The 16878-nt window shown below is 49.6% G+C and carries 8 protein-coding genes and 1 pseudogene; 7 read left to right on the top strand and 2 right to left on the bottom strand.

The window, feature by feature from the left end; translation table 11 throughout:
- The first annotated feature begins 174 nt into the window (after positions 1-174).
- Entirely contained in the window at positions 175-1074 is a 900-nt protein-coding gene (locus ACJJII_RS19425; RefSeq protein ID WP_413662327.1) for an EamA family transporter, read from the top strand.
- 410 nt (positions 1075-1484) lie between these two features.
- Here the strand turns inward: ACJJII_RS19425 and ACJJII_RS19420 are convergent, their stop codons facing one another.
- Entirely contained in the window at positions 1485-2669 is a 1185-nt protein-coding gene (locus tag ACJJII_RS19420; RefSeq protein ID WP_282932536.1) for an acyl-CoA dehydrogenase, read from the bottom strand.
- A 320-nt stretch (positions 2670-2989) separates the two neighbouring features.
- Between ACJJII_RS19420 and ACJJII_RS19415 the strand changes: the two genes are divergently transcribed.
- From ACJJII_RS19415 to ACJJII_RS19400, 4 genes are all read left to right on the top strand, one after another.
- Positions 2990-4426: an efflux transporter outer membrane subunit gene (locus tag ACJJII_RS19415; RefSeq protein ID WP_444917378.1), complete on the top strand. Its 1437-nt coding sequence runs from the start codon at positions 2990-2992 to the stop codon at positions 4424-4426.
- Positions 4426-5664, top strand: a complete 1239-nt coding sequence (locus tag ACJJII_RS19410; protein WP_444917377.1) for an efflux RND transporter periplasmic adaptor subunit — start codon at positions 4426-4428, stop codon at positions 5662-5664. Before ACJJII_RS19415 ends, ACJJII_RS19410 begins: the two co-directional genes overlap by 1 nt.
- Positions 5657-8815, top strand: a complete 3159-nt coding sequence (locus ACJJII_RS19405) for an efflux RND transporter permease subunit (protein ID WP_444917376.1) — start codon at positions 5657-5659, stop codon at positions 8813-8815. The genes ACJJII_RS19410 and ACJJII_RS19405 overlap by 8 nt, the downstream gene beginning before the upstream one ends.
- 416 nt (positions 8816-9231) lie before the next feature.
- The gene (locus ACJJII_RS19400) at positions 9232-12783 is read left to right on the top strand and encodes an amino acid adenylation domain-containing protein (RefSeq protein ID WP_444917375.1); all 3552 of its coding nucleotides are present in this window, start codon (positions 9232-9234) and stop codon (positions 12781-12783) included.
- Between the two features lie 105 nt (positions 12784-12888).
- On the opposite strand, the gene ACJJII_RS19395 is transcribed toward ACJJII_RS19400, so the two are convergent.
- On the bottom strand, positions 12889-14124 hold the full coding sequence (locus tag ACJJII_RS19395) for an MFS transporter (protein ID WP_444917374.1): 1236 nt from the start codon (positions 14122-14124) through the stop codon (positions 12889-12891).
- A gap of 438 nt (positions 14125-14562) precedes the next feature.
- Between ACJJII_RS19395 and ACJJII_RS19390 the strand changes: the two are divergent.
- Positions 14563-14856 (top strand): annotated as a pseudogene (locus ACJJII_RS19390) (helix-turn-helix domain-containing protein); the annotation flags it as partial.
- A gap of 438 nt (positions 14857-15294) precedes the next feature.
- Positions 15295-16020: a hypothetical protein gene (locus tag ACJJII_RS19385; RefSeq protein ID WP_444917373.1), complete on the top strand. Its 726-nt coding sequence runs from the start codon at positions 15295-15297 to the stop codon at positions 16018-16020.
- Positions 16021-16878: the final 858 nt, after the last annotated feature.

Here is a 16878-nt window from a genome sequence, read left to right as displayed (position 1 = left end):
CACTTCTGTCTACGCAAAGGGAATTGAGCAACGATCTACTGGTGAGAAGTGTGAGGCGCCGCAATAGATGGGTACCAGGGAGCTATTGAAACAATTACAAAGGGCCCATTAGGCGCAGAAGAGTAATGGAGGCTGCTACCCTTTGGTTACGTCCATTGTTCACTGGCTGTAGAGATGCCGTATAGAAGCATACTGTTGGCTTTGCTGGCAGTCTCAATTTTTGGACTGAATTACCCGATAACCAAGGTGGCGCTGGCCGACTTCCCGCCAATGTTATTGGCTTCGGTTCGCTTCACCCTCGTCGCTGTTCCTCTGGTTTTCTTTTGTCCATTCCCCAAGACCTCGATCCTCAATGTTGTTGCGCTCGGCTTCTTCTTAGAGTTTCTCTCTCTGGGGTTGATGTACTACGCCATGAAGGCCGATATTCAAGCGGGTGTAGCGTCACTGCTTATGCAGTCGCAGGTGCCATTCACCCTATTGTTATTCGCAATGCTGTTTGGCGATAAGATAAATATGCAGCAGTGCTTGGGTTTGGTAATAGCGGCTGTAGGGTTCTCTGTATTCTTCTACTATGCCGATAAAGGTGGGTCGACAACGATAGTGGGATTTATCCTTATCATGGGGGCGGGGCTGTCTTGGGCGATAGCGAATATCGTATTCCGCAGGATGCCAGGAGTTAACTTACTTCATTTAATGGTTTGGGCTTCATTGGTGCCGCCGGTACCTCTTTTGGTCTTGTCGATATTTTATGAGAGCCATACTCCCTGGGTTTTCTTTTTTCAGGCGCATACGGCCAGTTGGTTTTCAATTGTTTACCAAGTGTGCATGGTGACATTGGTTGGTTATATTTTATGGGGTGATTTAATTCGTCGCTATTCCTCTGCCTGCGTTTCACCATTTGGGTTGCTGGTTCCTATTGTGGGAATAATCGGCTCATCAATTATCCTCGGTGAATATCTTACATTTGTCGAGTGGGTAGCGACTTTTGTTGTGTTGCTGGGTATTGCTCTTTGTGTAGTGAAATTGAATGATCGAAATCCGGGGCAGGAGATTGTTGATGTGGAGGGAAGTTAGGGGAGGGGTAAAATTTTATTTAGCTTATTGGGTTCTCTGTTTGGGCTTTCCGCGGTTCCCAAAACTTCCTTTTTATACCTTTATTGAGAGTTTAATAATTGCTGAGGGCTGTCTTTACTTGTTTCGCGGTTCGATGATGCGTAAATGGTCACAGTGAGTTTTGGCCTGCTCTCAAATTATTTTTACTTTAAATCCAAACGTTTTTTTCGGTGCAGTACTTTGCTTGGTGTGGGTAATAATTTAATACTGCTCCACAGTCTATGCGCCGCCTTTTTGCGTGATTATTCCGAACTTTAGTTTAATGCTTTTGTGCTACCAACCTGGGGGCGAGGTAGAAGTAAGGAGATAAGAAATGATGGGATAAGGGCGATGCCCACGGAAAATACCGTGAGCATCGAACTAGATGTGTTTTACACGAATGCTTGCAGGCCGGTCTGGGCGCGGCCGAGGATCAATGCGTGTACGTCGTGGGTACCTTCGTAGGTATTTACAGCTTCCAGGTTCATCACGTGGCGAATTACGTGGAATTCGTCGGAGATGCCGTTGCCGCCGTGCATATCGCGAGCAATACGCGCGATATCCAGTGCTTTACCACAGTTGTTGCGCTTCACCAGGGAGATCATGGTGGGGTCGAACTGCTTGTTCTCATCCATGATGCGACCTACGCGCAGGGAGGCTTGCAGGCCCAGGGTAATTTCGGTCTGCATATCCGCCAGTTTCTTCTGGAACAGCTGGGTTTGAGCCAGAGGGCGATTGAACTGGGTGCGGTCCAGGCCGTACTGGCGAGCGGCGTGCCAGCAGAACTCGCCGGCACCCATGGCGCCCCAGGAGATACCGTAGCGAGCGCGGTTCAGGCAGCCGAAGGGGCCGCGCAGTCCGCCAATTTCCGGGAATTTGTTTTCTTCCGGAACGAACACATTGTCCATCACGATCTCGCCGGTAATGGAGGCGCGCAGTGAGAACTTGCCTTCGATTTTCGGTGCGGAGAGGCCTTCCATACCCTTGTCCAGCACGAAGCCGCGAATAATATCGTCGTCATCTTTCGCCCAAACAACGAAAACGTCGGCGATTGGGCTGTTGGTGATCCACATCTTGGAACCGCTGATGCGGTAGCCGCCATCGACTTTCTTGGCGCGGGTTTTCATGCCGCCGGGATCGGAACCCGCATCGGGCTCGGTCAGGCCGAAACAGCCAACCCATTCGCCGGATGCCAGCTTAGGCAGGTACTTCTGCTTCTGCTCTTCGCTGCCGTAAGCGTAAATCGGGTGCATAACCAGGCTGGACTGAACGCTCATGGCGGAGCGGTAGCCGGAGTCAACGCGTTCAACTTCGCGCGCCACCAGGCCATAGGAAACGTAGTTGAGACCGGCACAGCCGTAGCCTTCGATGGTGGAACCGAGCAGGCCCAATTCACCCATCTCGTTCATGATTTCACGATCGAAGATTTCGTGGCGGTTACCCTCGAGAACTCTGGGCATCAGTTTGCTTTGGCAGTACTCACGTGCCGTGTCGCGCACCATGCGCTCTTCGTCGGTCAGCTGTTGGTCCAGCAGCAAAATATCGTCCCAATGGGCGAGTGGCTGATGTTTACTCATGGTTTGTCTCTTCTACTTCCGTTATTAATTCCACCGGAGCGTCCAAGGGGGCCGGCTGAAGAAGGCCGAGCACCTTTGTACAGAGGGGAGACTTTTTGGATAAGCTCCGCGTCAAACCCCGATGACTATTCAGTTTAGTGTGCCGCATCATACCGAAGTAGTCGGTTTTCGGCACTCCTGCGGGCAGCAATTTTTTGCCTGATTTTACGTATGCTTTGTAAACAAGAGTAAAACGCATTGCGAGCGATTTTGGGGGGCGGATAATGCACGCAATAAATCTCTACTTTTTACGATTAAACGTTTAATTTCGGTGATATTCCTTGTCCTTTTACCGTATTTTGGCAATTTGTGTTCCGCTGCTTGCCAGCTGTAGTTCGCAGCCAATTGAGACCGTTCAACCCGATGAAAACTTGGGATTACCAGAATCTTTTCGTGCATCGGGTACCGTCGCACCGAGTTTGCGCTGGTGGCGAGATTTGCAAGATCCACAGTTGGATAATTTGGTACAGCTGGCACTGAAAGATAATCCGGATATTCAAGCTACCTATTGGCGATTGGAGCAGGCAGCAGCCACCGCGCGGGGAGCGCGATCGGGCCTTTGGCCAAGATTGACTGCCAGTATTGAAAATACTGAGCAGCGCTACTCTTCCGGCGAGTTCACCGATCCCTCTGCGGAGGGCAATAGTTGGAGTACCCGTATCGCCGCCAGCTACGAAGTGGACCTTTGGGGGCGAGTTCGTGCCGGTGCCAGTGCAGCAGAGGCGGCTTACCTGGCCCAGGAACAGAATTTACAGACGGCAGCTCTGACCCTGGCGAGCGAGGTGGCAGCTACCTGGTTGGAGTTGCGGGAGCAGTGGGGGCAGCGGGATTTGCTGCAACAACAGCTGGAGATCAATCGCAAAAGCCTGAAGGTTCTGGAACTGCGCTTTGGTCGCGGCGTCTCAGGTGCAGCCGATGTTTTGCAGCAACAGCAGCTGGTCCAGCAGTCACAGCAGGAACTGGATGAGGCGGAAGCGGATGCCGAAACTCTAAAAGTACAGTTAGCGGTGCTCTTGGGTATCAATGTCGAGGAACTTAGCAGCATTATTCACGAACAGGCCGGGTTGCCGGCCTTACCAGCCCTGCCAGAGACCGGCGTGCCATCGCAATTGTTATTGCGCCGCCCGGATGTTGTTGAGGCACAGCGAGACCTGTTACAGGGCTATCACTTAGCCGATGAGGCCTGGGCCGATCGACTGCCCGTGTTTAGTTTGTCTGCGGTAGCCAGCAATGGCACCAGTTTAATTAGTGACGTGACCGAAAACTGGCTTTTGGCCATCGCAGCCTCTATTGAGGGGGTGATTTTTGATGGCGGCGCCCTGGCATCAGCCCGGGAGCAACAGGACGCCGTTCTGCAGGAGCGCTGGGCGCTCTACCGCAGTGCAGTTAATGAAGCCTTGTCTGAAGTAGAGCAGGCCTTGATTCGAGAAAGCCTGATCGAGCAGAGACTCAACCATCTACGTGAGCGTGAGCGTCTCGCAGACCTTTTGGTTCTGCGCCAAAGCCGCGCCTATGCGCGGGGGACCATCGACTTCCTCAATGTGTTGACCGCGACGAGTGAACAACAGAGTTTGGCGCGACAAATCTTGTCTGCCGAGCGCGAACTGATTGAAAACCGAGTAGTACTTTACCGCGCGCTTTCCGGCGGGATCCCTCAGGCGGATCTCCCAGCCCCCGAGCCAGTGGATTTGGAGTTGTACCTGGAGGGAAATAACTGATGTTGCAGAAACTCAATTGGCGCCTGCTGATCCCCATAATTTTGGTGGTGTTGGCATTCCTGGCCTTCAACTGGATGATGCGGGAAAAACCGTCGGTCAGTCGCGGTGAGCGCAAATCGCCACCGCCGACAGTCGATATAGCCGTTGCTGAGCAGGGTCGTTTTCCTGTAACCCTGAGCGCGCTGGGTAAAGTGAGTGCCCGAGAGTTAGCGGAGTTGGAGCCCCAGGTACAGGGGCAGGTGCAATGGCTCGACTATGATCTGGGCCCCGGAGCCGTAATGCCAAAAGGGCAGGTGCTGTTGCGTATTGACCAGGAGCCCTACCAGTTGGCCCTGATGACTGCCCAGAGTGCCCTCGCCGAACGCCGTGCTGAATTGCAGCAGGAGCAAGGACAACAGCAAGTTGCTCAAGAGGAGTACGAGCTTCTCGGTACAGCCCTGTCTGGAACGGATAAGGCTCTGGTGTTGCGCGAGCCTCAGAGAGCAGCAGCAGAGGCGGCAGTAAAATCCGCAGAGGCAAATGTGGCCTTGGCAAAACGCGATCTTCGGCTTACCGAGATTCGCGCCCCATTTGATGCCCTGGTAGTTGAGCGTGATGCCGATGTCGGTGATCGCGTCTCTCCGGGCGATACTCTCTACAGCCTTGCTAGTGCCGACCGTTTCCAGATTGCCGTAGAGATTCCCGCGTCACAACTGCACCGGCTTGGACGCGGTGATGTTGAAGTTCGAATTTACGGCAGCCAGTGGCCGCAGGGCGTCTACCGCCGCGGTGAGTTTGTCCGGGTTATCCCGGTACTGGAAGAGCAGGGTCGTCTCGCCAGTGTGTTGGTAGAGCTGGAAGACCCGCTTTCCGTCCAGGATCCGTCCCAGCCGCAGCTGCTTCTCAACGATCTGGCGAAAGTAGAGATTGTTTCCCAAAGTGAGGATGAGCGCGTGCGTATCCCCCTCACTGCATTGCAAGACGGCAACAATGTGTGGGTGGTTCGCGAGAACCGCACCACGGTTCTGTCGGTAGAAGTGGCCTATATGAGCGGCGACTTTGCAGTCCTGGAGCAGGGGCTCAGCGGTGGAGAAGCCTTAGTGACGACCCGGTTGGTAACCGTTACTGAGGGTATGCCGGTGCGAATTGCCGGAGACAGTAATCGCCAGCAGCGCCCGCCGATAGATGCGGCTGCCTCTGCGGAACGCCCGCCAAGACGCGGCCCCGGTGGACCCAACGCAGGGGGCGCAGATGACTGAACAGAATAGATCCAAAGATAAGGTCGATACCCGCACGGGCGCCATCGCCTGGATGGCGCGCAACCACGTAACTGCCAATTTGTTGATGTTAGTCTTCTTGATTGGTGGTTTGATTTTTTCGACCATCGTTAAAAAGGAAGTCTTCCCGGAATTCAGCCTGGATACTGTGAGCGTGTCCATCTCCTATCCCGGTGCCAGCCCTGAGGAAGTCGAGCGCGGTGTACTGGTGGCTGCCGAGCAGGCGGTGCAGGGCTTGGTAGGTATCAAAGAGATGACCGCGAGGGCCAATGAGGGTAGTGCCTCTTTGACCCTGGAGCTGGAAGGCGATGCTGATGCTGCCCTGGTGTACCAGAATATTCAGCAGGCTATCGATTCTGTTACCACCTTCCCCACAGATATTGAGCAGCCCCAGGTCAGTCTGGCCGAGCGCAAACGGGATGTGCTGGATCTCGTATTACACGGCGATCTTACCGAGCAAAACCTGCGCGCGTTGGCGATGCAGGTTTACGATAAGCTCGAAGCGCTCAGTGGTATTACCCAGCTGGAAGCGCGGGGGATGCGGGACTTGCAAGTGGCGATCGAGATTCGCCGCGATGACCTGCGTCGCTATGGGCTTACCCTGCTGGAAGTGGCAAACATCGTAGAAAATGCAGCGGTAGATATTCCCAGCGGCAGTGTTAAGTCTGATGCGGGGGAGATATTGGTCCGGGTGACCGAGCGCCGCGATTGGGCTCGGGAGTTTGGTGATATTGTTATTGCCCAAGGTATTGGTGGCGGTGCCGTTTATTTAAAGGATGTTGCCAATATCAGCGATGCGCTTGAGGAAGAAGCGCGCAATATGGTGTTTAACGGCGAGCCAGCTATCAGCATCAAGATCTACCGAGTGGGCGACCAGACACCAATGAGTGTCAGTGAGGCTGCCCATGAAGTCGTTGATGAGGTCAGGGCAAGCCTGCCCCCGGGGGTGACCCTGACAGTTCGCGATGACGATTCGGAAATTTTCAAAGCGCGTCTGACACTGCTGCTGAAGAACGGTTTTATCGGGCTCTTATTAGTATTTGTTGTACTCGGAGCCTTTCTGGAATTGCGGTTGGCTTTTTGGGTAACACTGGGCATTCCTACCAGCTTCCTGGGGGCATTGCTATTCCTGCCTGGGCTCGATATTTCCATCAGCATGGTAAGTATGTTTGCCTTTATTATCGCCCTTGGAATAGTGGTGGATGATGCAATTATTGCCGGTGAGAATATCCACGAGTGGCGACAAAAAGGCTACAGCAATCTGGAGGCTGCCGTTGCCGGTGCCCGGCAGGTATCGGTGCCGCTCACATTTGCAATCCTGACCAACATTGTCGCCTTCTTTCCATTGATGGCCTTACCCGGCTTTATGGGCAAGATCTTTGGTGTAATTCCCTTTGTGGTGGGCTCGGTATTTATTATTTCCTGGGTGGAAGCCCTGTTTATTTTGCCCGGTCACTTGGCCCACTCTCGTCGCGGTTATAAAAGTCGCCGGGCGCGCCGCTTTGCTGCGCGGCAGAAAATGCTGGCGCGGGGATTGGATCGTTTTGTACAGCAGCGCTTTAGACCCTTCCTTGATATATGTATCAAGCACCGCTACACCACTATTGCCGTGGCGGTAGCGGCGCTGCTGGTGGTTGGCGGCTATGCGGCTAGCGGCCGTATGGGCTTCACCTTGATGCCCAGGGTGGAGCGTGACTCCGGTCGCTTTGCCGTCACCTTTCCCACCGGAACGGCCCAATCCCAGCTGGAAAAAGCGCGCTCGCAGATTATTACTGCTGCCGATAAGGTGCTCGAGCAATACGATAAAGAAAAGGTCTTCCTGGGGATTCGCGGTTTGATGGGCGATGATGCGATTATGGTGGACGCTTTCTTTGTTCCCGCAGATGAGCGTCCTTTTTCCACCAGTGAGTTTATTCGCGCCTGGCGCCAGGAAGTGGGACCCATTGCCGGTGCTCTAAGCGCGACAACAGCTTCTGACCGTGGCGGTCCCGGCGCTGGCTCTTCGTTAACCGTGGAGCTTCGCCATACCGACACGGATACCTTGGAGCAAGCTGCGATACGTTTAGGGGATGAGTTGGAGAAATTCCCCAATGTCAGTGATATCGATCCCGGTATTTCCCTCGGTAAAACCCAGTTGGACCTTACGCTGACTGAAACGGCCAAAAGTCTGGGCATGTCTGCGGAGGATATTGGTCGCCAGTTGAGGGCAGCGCTGTACGGGGCTGAGGCCCTGCGCCAACAGCGCGGCCGGGATCAGGTGAAGGTCATGGTGCGTTTGCCTGAGGATGAGCGGGCCAATATCAATGATGTGAATAGCATTATGATCCGGGCCAGCAATGGACTTTGGATGCCCCTGCCTGATCTGGTAAAAATTGATAAAGGGCGCGCCTATGCCACGATTAATCGCCGGGCAGGCCGCAGGGTTACAACAATTACCGCCAATGTGGAGCCCAGTGACCAAGCGACGCTTGTGATTAATGAGCTGAATGAAAGTGTGGTCCCCCAATTGAAAGCCGAATTCCCCGGCCTAAGTGTTTCCTATGAGGGACGCCAAGCGGAGGAGCGAGAGGGACTGGCAAGCCTGGCGATGACCTTTGCCCTTGCGATGGCGGTGCTGTACTTGCTATTGGCAATTCCCTTAAAGAGTTACGTACAGCCGTTGATCGTAATGGTGGCGATACCCTTTGGTGTGATCGGTGCGTTACTTGGTCACTTGGGCATGGGGTATGGACTCAGTATGGTGAGTCTGCTGGGTATGGTAGCACTGGCCGGAGTTGTGATTAACGATACTCTGGTAATGATTGAGTACAGCAATCGTCTCCGAAATGATGGCGCTGATTTGGAAAGCGCTATCAAGGGAGCGGCAGCGCGGCGTTTTCGCCCGATCGTATTGACCACCATAACAACTTTCTGCGGCTTAATGCCGATGATCTTTGAAAGCTCGGTGCAAGCGCGCTTTATGATTCCAATGGCGATCTCGCTGGGCTATGGAATACTCGCTGCCACAGCGATCTCATTGTTATTGGTACCCTGCCTCTATTTAATGATGGGTAAAGATATCCCCCAGTTGTTTACAAGGTTGAAAAATATCATCGCTCGCCTCGGTAGTAGCGGTGCAATCACACAGAAATAAATTCAACGGTAGCCGGTATCTTCTTACCGGCTTTTTTCCTCAGAAATTTAATTTTATGACTGATGTTTAACTATCAGTTTCCAAATTACGTTTCTGTCTTCCTGAATACCACCTTCATTTAAATTTCCTTTATGACCTGGAACTGCGGTAGCTGAAATACTGCTCCAGTTCAATGTTATGAAATTATTTCCCGGCATACTTCCAATATAGCAACTGATTTTCAAGTAATTCAAATAACAGAAAATTTTGACCAAATTTGAAAGACAGAGAAATGAATTGAAAGTTAGTTTTCAGATTTTAATAAGTATAAAAGGTAATGTTCAGTGTGCAGCTCAATAAACAAACATAACGCCCAGTCCTTAGATTTTGAATCGGGAGAAATGGGCGCTGTATCATCAGGAGATACAGTTTGCGATTTGATCGAAAGACAAAAGCTAAAGAATCCTGATCTGGTCGTTATTATCGATGGCAACACAGAAATAAATTTCACTCGCCTGATGAAACGGGTTGATGGGATTGCCGCTGAGCTGGTAAATCGAGGGGTTGAGCCTGGTTCCTTGGTTGGAGTCTGTATGAGTCGATCCTGGGAGCTGGTCGCGGCTCTACTTGGCGTAATGCGCGCAGGTTGTGCTTATGTCCCACTGGACCCGACTTATCCGCTAGAGCGGGTGCGATATATGCTCGAGCACTCCAGAGCTGCCGCAGCAATTGTCGACTGTGACGATAACGCAAACTTGTGCCTTGGCGTGAAAGAACTGTTATGGGTCGATGAGTTGCGAGAGCAGGCACCGGAGTTTCTACTGGAACATACCAGGCCGCAAACGAGTGATTTAGCCTATGTAATCTACACATCCGGCTCTACTGGAAGCCCGAAAGGGGTTGCTATCGAACACCGAAGCCTTATCGCTCTCAGTAAGTCTATGAGTGAGCTGTTGAGCGATGGAGAGCTAGGAGGCGTTTTGGCTTCGACCTCAGTTTGCTTTGACCCCTCGGTGATGGAAATTATCGGGACTCTCTCTCTGGGCGGCCGAGTTATATTGTCGAAGAATATTTTGGAGCTGCCAAAACTTCCTTTTCGAGAGCAAGTGCGAACTTGTATCACCGTTCCATCTGCGGTTCAGGCTTTACTTTCGATAGACAAATTGCCTCAGGGAGTGCGTTGCCTGATTTTTGGGGGTGAAGTACTTAAGCAATCCCTGGTCGAGCAAATATATGCGGGGGCTGAACAATTGCGGATAGTTAATGTTTATGGCCCCACAGAGGACACGGTTTACTCAACTTATACAGAAGTTAGCCCCGATAGCGACCAGATTACGATTGGAAGGGCGGTTTCAAGTTCACGCGCATATATTTTGGATGAGAGATTACAGCCAGTTGCTCCCGGCGGGGAGGGTGAGTTGTATTTGTCTGGTGACAAGCTAGCTCGGGGCTATTTAAATGATGAGCATCTGACCGAGGAACGTTTTATACAGCCTGCCTCCAACCCCCGAATTTCCGATCAGCGCTTGTATAAAACGGGAGACCTGTGCCGATGGACAGCAAATGGAGAAATAGAATACTTGAGGCGCGCCGATTGCCAGGTGAAGATTAGGGGCTATCGTATTGAACTTGAAGAAATAGAATCGGCAATTGAGTCTATACCGGGCGTTGATGCTGCCGCTACTACCGTTATAGATGGCGGGGCCGGGCAGAAGATTCTGGTGGCCTATATTGTTGCTAGCGAAAAGACAATCACCGAGGTAGCAGTAAAAGAGTTTCTTGAACAGCGCCTTCCTAAATATATGGTCCCCCAGTTTGTCAAGCATCTGCAAGAGTTACCCCTGCTACCCAACAATAAGCTGGATCGCAAACGATTAGCCCTCCTTGAAGCGGAGCTTGTCGTCCCAACTGAGAGCAGTTTGGCTGCAAACGATGATATTAATCGAAGCAGTGGAATGGGCGAGCACTTCGCAGGTTTATCAGTAGACAGCGAGGCAATTTTTACTTCGATTATCCGCGGTGAGATGGCTTCCATCATGAACCACCCAGATCCGGAGGTTGTGCTCCCAGAGATAGCATTCGACAAGCAGGGCCTGGATTCGCTGACAACATTAGAATTGGCCAGCCGGTTGAGTCATTGCATTGGACACCCCCTATCTGCGCAAACAATCTTCGATTATCCCACGCCGAAGCTATTGGCTGGCTATATGCTTGATTTGACGGAAGGTAGGATCAGTAGTGAGTCAGCTAATGAGGTTGCTAAATCTGAAATTGATGCGCTGGCTAATTTCCAGTCCCAGCTCCAGTTGAGCCACCCAACTTTCCAGGCTGCAAAGGCATCATCCTGGTCTGCATCTGACAAAAGTAAGTTGGTGCAGGCGGTGATAGCCATGGCAAACAATCAGAAGAGGAATCCTTACAGTAAAGTTTTACGTACAGGTAGTGGGACGCACGGCACTGTTACCGATGTTTATAACGATGATACCCAGGATGCAATTATTTGGACGACCAATCTCTACCTTGGCCTGAATAGAGATCAAGAAGTTATCGAACAGGCTTCATCCGCTGTACAGCTTTTCGGAACAGGAATGGGCACTTCAGCGGCGGCATCGGGCCTGACGGATCTTCACCTCCAGTTTGAAACGGAGTTTGCTGATTTGGTAGGCAAGTCTGGAGCCTGCTTGTTTCCAACGGGTTATACGGCCAATGTCGGGGTGGTGGCAGGAATATTAGGTAAAGATGATGTTGTGGTTATAGACCAACTTTGCCATGCCTCAATTGTTGACGGTGCCCGTCTTAGTGGTGCCAAAATTAGAACTTTCCAACACAATAATGCCTCTGATCTGGAGTCAGTGCTGGAATCTGAAGCATCTCCCTACCGAACAACGCTAGTGGTTCTCGAGGGCGTTTACAGTATGGGGGAAGGTGCTGCACCGGTAGCTGAAATCGTGCGTGCAGCCAAGAAATACAATGCCTTGACCTTAGTTGATGAGGCACACTCATTCGGTTTTTATGGTGAGCGTGGTGCCGGTATCTGTGCGGCTCAAGGTATTACTGATCAAGTTGACTTTATTATGACAACACTCAGTAAGTCGCTCGGTAGCCTTGGGGGGGTGGTTGCTGCGAGTAAGGAGTACGTTGACTTGCTGAGGTCCTCAGCAAGGGCATATATCTTTCAGGCTTCTATCAGTCCTGCAGATATTGCAGCCGCATTGACTGCCTTGCGTCGGATTAAATCTGACGATGGGCTGCGTGATCGATTGTGGGATACGACCCGCTATATGCGCCGGAAATTTGAGCTGGCCGGATACGACTTGGGAACAGGTGATGGGCCTATTATCACGCCCCATTTTAAGGATAAAGATAAACTATATGGGATAGTCCAAGCGCTTTATCAGCGCGGTATTCAAACCTCGGCTGTCACATACCCGATAGTCGAGAGCGGCCGTGGCCGCCTGAGGTTGATCTGCTCGGCAGCTCACACCAGGGAGGATGTTGATAGGACCGTAGAAGCTCTTATTGAGGCTGAAAAAGAGGTTGATGCTCAATCCCAGGGAGCGAAAGAGGAAGCTATGGATTTGGGGCAAGCCCTCGCTGAAATTGGTGAGTGGGCAAATACCTTTTCTAACTTCCTGCAGGAATATATCAATCGACTATCCAGCCCTGTGCCCAACTTGTGCTTGTCTGTGAGTGTTACTGAACAGTTTGAGCCGGTGAGAATTTTAATTGATGGCGGCAAAGTAACCTTGAGTGACCTCTCAGCCAACGACGTTCCTTTTTGCTCAGTAACGCTAAGAAACCAGAGGTCTGTCACGGCCTTGCGGCTTCACGATGTTCAGTCGCTGCTTGATGATATTTGTACAGGTAGCTGCACCTTAAGCGGTCAGGTTGAGCCATTTATATGGTGGATCGCCCGTATTCTAGATTTAAGTGTGGAGGTAAATAACCCTGTAGACTGTGGATTAGCTAGAGAGCAGGCGATTCATTAACTAATGAGGGGCGAGGTATAAAGTGATGGGCCTTTCAGCTTATCCTGAAGGGCCCATGTCTGGTATTACTGGCAGAGCAAGTCAGTTACTTATTTACCCCGTATTTCACTTTGCTACGCCAGGGAGCTTGCGCCAGCTCCACCGGATTAAAACAAATACTAATATCGATGCAGCTGCTGTAATGTAAAACGGTAAGCGGATATCAACTTCCATTGCCATGCCCCCCGCGAGCGAAATCAAGCTTGCTACCAGCGTGAAGCCCGCAGTAGCTATTCCCATTACCCAACCCTGTTCCGTTTCATCGACACTATTGGCGAATATATTCAAGAGGGCGGGGTAAGCGAGGCCAAAGCAAAGGTACGCGAAGAACACACTGAGATAACATAGCCAAATATGGCTGCTGAATACGAAGACTAACGCGCTCGCTCCCATCACTAAGGCGGAAACTGTAACTACCAGGGGTTTAGTCCAGCGGGACAAAACAGGCTTGACCATAAAGAGGCTGGAAATTGCCACCGCAATACCCATAGTCAGCATGGCCATACTGGTTATTAGCAGGCCGGCTTGGAATCTACTGCTTAAATAGTTTGTGATAAATATATAAAAGCTGAGATGCACCAGCATGAAACAGAGATAGGCAGGGCAAAGTCGGACGACCCGAGGGCGGTCCTTCAGATGTATAAACTGAGTAAATAGATCCAGAAAACGAAGCCTAAGCTGCATCGGGGCTTGGCGCGTATCGTGATAAAAGGTCAGGATCAAAAACAAAGTAATAGCGACAAGTACCAGTGCAAAGTAGAAGGGCAGTTGGATACTGGCTATGTTCCCCAATAGCTCCCTGTCTGCCAGGACTCCTGCCATAATCGGTCCAGCTACAGCCCCAGCACTCATTCCTGCTACCAATAACCCTAGGTTCTTGGAGGCCTCCAGCTCACTTTGGCTGGCATCAATCATTGCTGCTTGAGCAATAGGTTGGTTTCCCGCAGTAAAGCCGCTGATCACTCGTCCGAGAATAAGAAGCCAAAGACTATTGCTTAGCAAAGAGAGAACAGTGATAGCGTATCCGGCCATAGCTCCCACCAAACACAGCACCATGGCAGTTTTGCGTCCAATGCTGTCAGATAGTTTGGCGATATATACGGACCCAACAAACCACGCCAGAAAGAAGCTACCGATCACAACTCCATAGTACAAGTGCCGAGTTGATTGTGGCGTGTCAGTAGGTAAAAACTGGAATTTTGTCGACATAACCAGCTCATTGATGATCGGGAATAGCAATCCCTGACCCATCAGATCTACAAAAACTACTGCCAAAAGGGCTAAACGGCACATGACAGACATAACCACTTCTTCCCCCAGCTTCAGCTTTGCTGCTTAAAGCAAGATAGCAGGTGGTGAATAGGTGACAGAGACATAATTGAATAGCGTATGTTAGGTAAGAGCGATCGAGCGAATGGGTTGGAGCTGTAGAACCTCTTTAGTACACGGTCTTCTGTCCGAGAGCAGAGGCAGTTATGGCAGTGGAGACTTGCTATATATCAGAATTCATGAGTAGCTTAACCTATTTGCAGGCGAACACTGATAACTTGTTAATTTATTGGTAGCTCCCAAAGAAATAGATAGCAGTGAAGGTATAGAGAAAAAGGAGCTGCATTTTATTTCTATCTGTGCGTATGTATCATTTGGATTAGCTCAGGCCAAATCTGATATACCCTCTTGAAAAGGAGGGGGTTACCGGTTTTGATGAAGGTGCCTAAAAGTAACACCAAGGATAAACCCATGTCCCATACTTATGACCTCATCATCAAATACCGGAACGGATTACTAAACTTAGTAGAAGAACTCGGCAATATACCCTAATCTTGAAAAATGCTGGGTGTATCGAGAGACACTTTTTATCGGTATAAGGAAGCCGTTTCAAGTGGAGGCGTGGACGCCCTTCTTGAGAAGAGCTGGCGTGTACTCAACCACATGAATCGTATTGAAGAGGCAGTGTTAACTTATATCCTCTAAGAGCCTGCCCATGGGCAGGTTCGAGTTTCTAATGAACTGCGTAAACGCGGTGTACTTATACTCTATTAGCACTCTTTTAGATTTAAGAGACTGTAGTTACTTAATACTCTTTTTATCATTGGTAATACTAAAGAATTGGTCAGTAGGCCTTATGCAAATATCGAGTTATTTACTACTGATATCGATACTGACATTGATCTCTTGAGGTTCCATAAGATAAGCTATCTCCACATTGCTATTCTGGCTCGAGGCACACATAACAGTTCGAGTTCTGTCTTAAGAGTCTCTGTCACATGCTTATTTGTTATGGCCTTGTTGATCCGGTAATTAGACGAACTGTGGCAACAAAGTATGCAGAGGCCGCCGAAGGCGGGTCTCGATTTATCCGTTGCTGAAAGGGATTTTCAATATCAGAATTGGGCAAGAACAATCTTATTAGCCAATGTAGTGCGGTAGATTGAAGTGACAGGCCCTCACAATTCATAACAAGGAATAATAATGACAAAGGTAGTTTTTCTAGTTTTTAGTTTCTCAGTGGCGCTTTTTGCGAGAGCATCTGAAAATCAACCTCTATGGCTGCAATACTCAGACCAGCTGGTGTTGAAATATCACCTTTCGAGCATGAAGCATTTTCCTTCAGTCGATGATCTGGTAGTTGACCTGAAGAATTCAAGTCCAGAATTTCAAACCTTAGTTGATGGTTATAAGCGAGAAAGGGATGCTTTCAAGAAAAAGGAGCTGTCAAATGCAATTGCAGAAAAATTGTACAGTACAGCTTTACCTGAAAGTAATGGAAAAATTGCCTACTTCAGCAGAATTTATTTAAGTGAATATAACTTTGAAAAAGAGGGATTCGATCTTTGTTTCAATAAAAATTGCGATCCTAGGCCAGCTAAAGTCTCAGAAAAATTCGGGGCAAGAAAATACGAGCTGTTAGTTTCAAATGTAGGAACAAAAATTTTTATTTCACCAGAAGAGGAGGTCGCAAAAAAAATGGAGGCATTGGCGGCTAAAGGAACGGGGTGGAACTATAGGTTATTGCCGGCTGTTATTGTTGTTGAGCCAAATGGTACTAATGATAGTAAAAAGTGGTCTGATGGGACTTCATATAAAGTCCTTGAAACAAACCTTACAGGTATATATATACTAAATGATGAAAACTTTAATCGAAAGATACTACCAGAAGATAGTGAAATCGCCACTTATCTAGAATATAGGAAATAACCTAAACAGTTTGTCAATAGCCCATGTTTTGTTATATAGCGCTTTGCTACGAAGACGTGCATGTTGCGAGGCGTTAGCGGGGTTTGTGAGCATATGGATAAGCTAGGGAGTACCAATTCCCAGATCGTGGGTTTACTTGATTCTGTAAGCTACAATTCAGAGATGCCATGATTGGATTTTTTGTTAATTCAGGACTGGAAGATTGGTAGTCCAGAAATTGACCATTTTTCAAAAATTTTTTTGGATTCTGCCAAGATGTTATTGATATTGAAGGCCAGCAGGTGTAATCAAATTTGCAGGCTTAGCTCTAAAGTTATCAAAAGCTTATACTGTTATGCTCTCAATTTAACAATTGCAGCAAATAGCTCAAATTAAATGCAGGTTAGTATTTGGAGTGATGTCGTATAGCTTACATGGCGGAAGGAAACAGAATCCCCCGTATGTGATGCTCTCTATCTCGGATATATTTCTCTCTAGAAGCAGCTGCCATTACGGTTCACCGGGGCGATACATGCAAGTGCATAGGATTCTCTACGGTTCAATTTTCCTAATTAAGGATGTTCGCTCATAAATGTATAGGCCTATATACTCTCGACTCCTTTGGGACTCAACAATAGGTTTCGTCTTCGTCGATACCCAGAAACACTGTTAACAAGTTCATTTCGTTGTTTGACGGTCTTTTTGTATTGTGTTAATCGTCAAGCGCCATATTCTTACAGTTAGATATCTGCTGATATTCTCAGTTTTTGTGGCTTTCTCGGCCGTATTTATTAGAGTTATGACATTTACCCAAATGGGCCATATAAATTAAATCCAATTTATCAGGGGTGGTTAGGAGTCTTCCGGGCTTAGTGGAAC

This window comes from Microbulbifer maximicatervae (SeqCode) (assembly GCF_052467825.1).
This window is presented reverse-complemented; position numbering and strand designations above follow the sequence as displayed.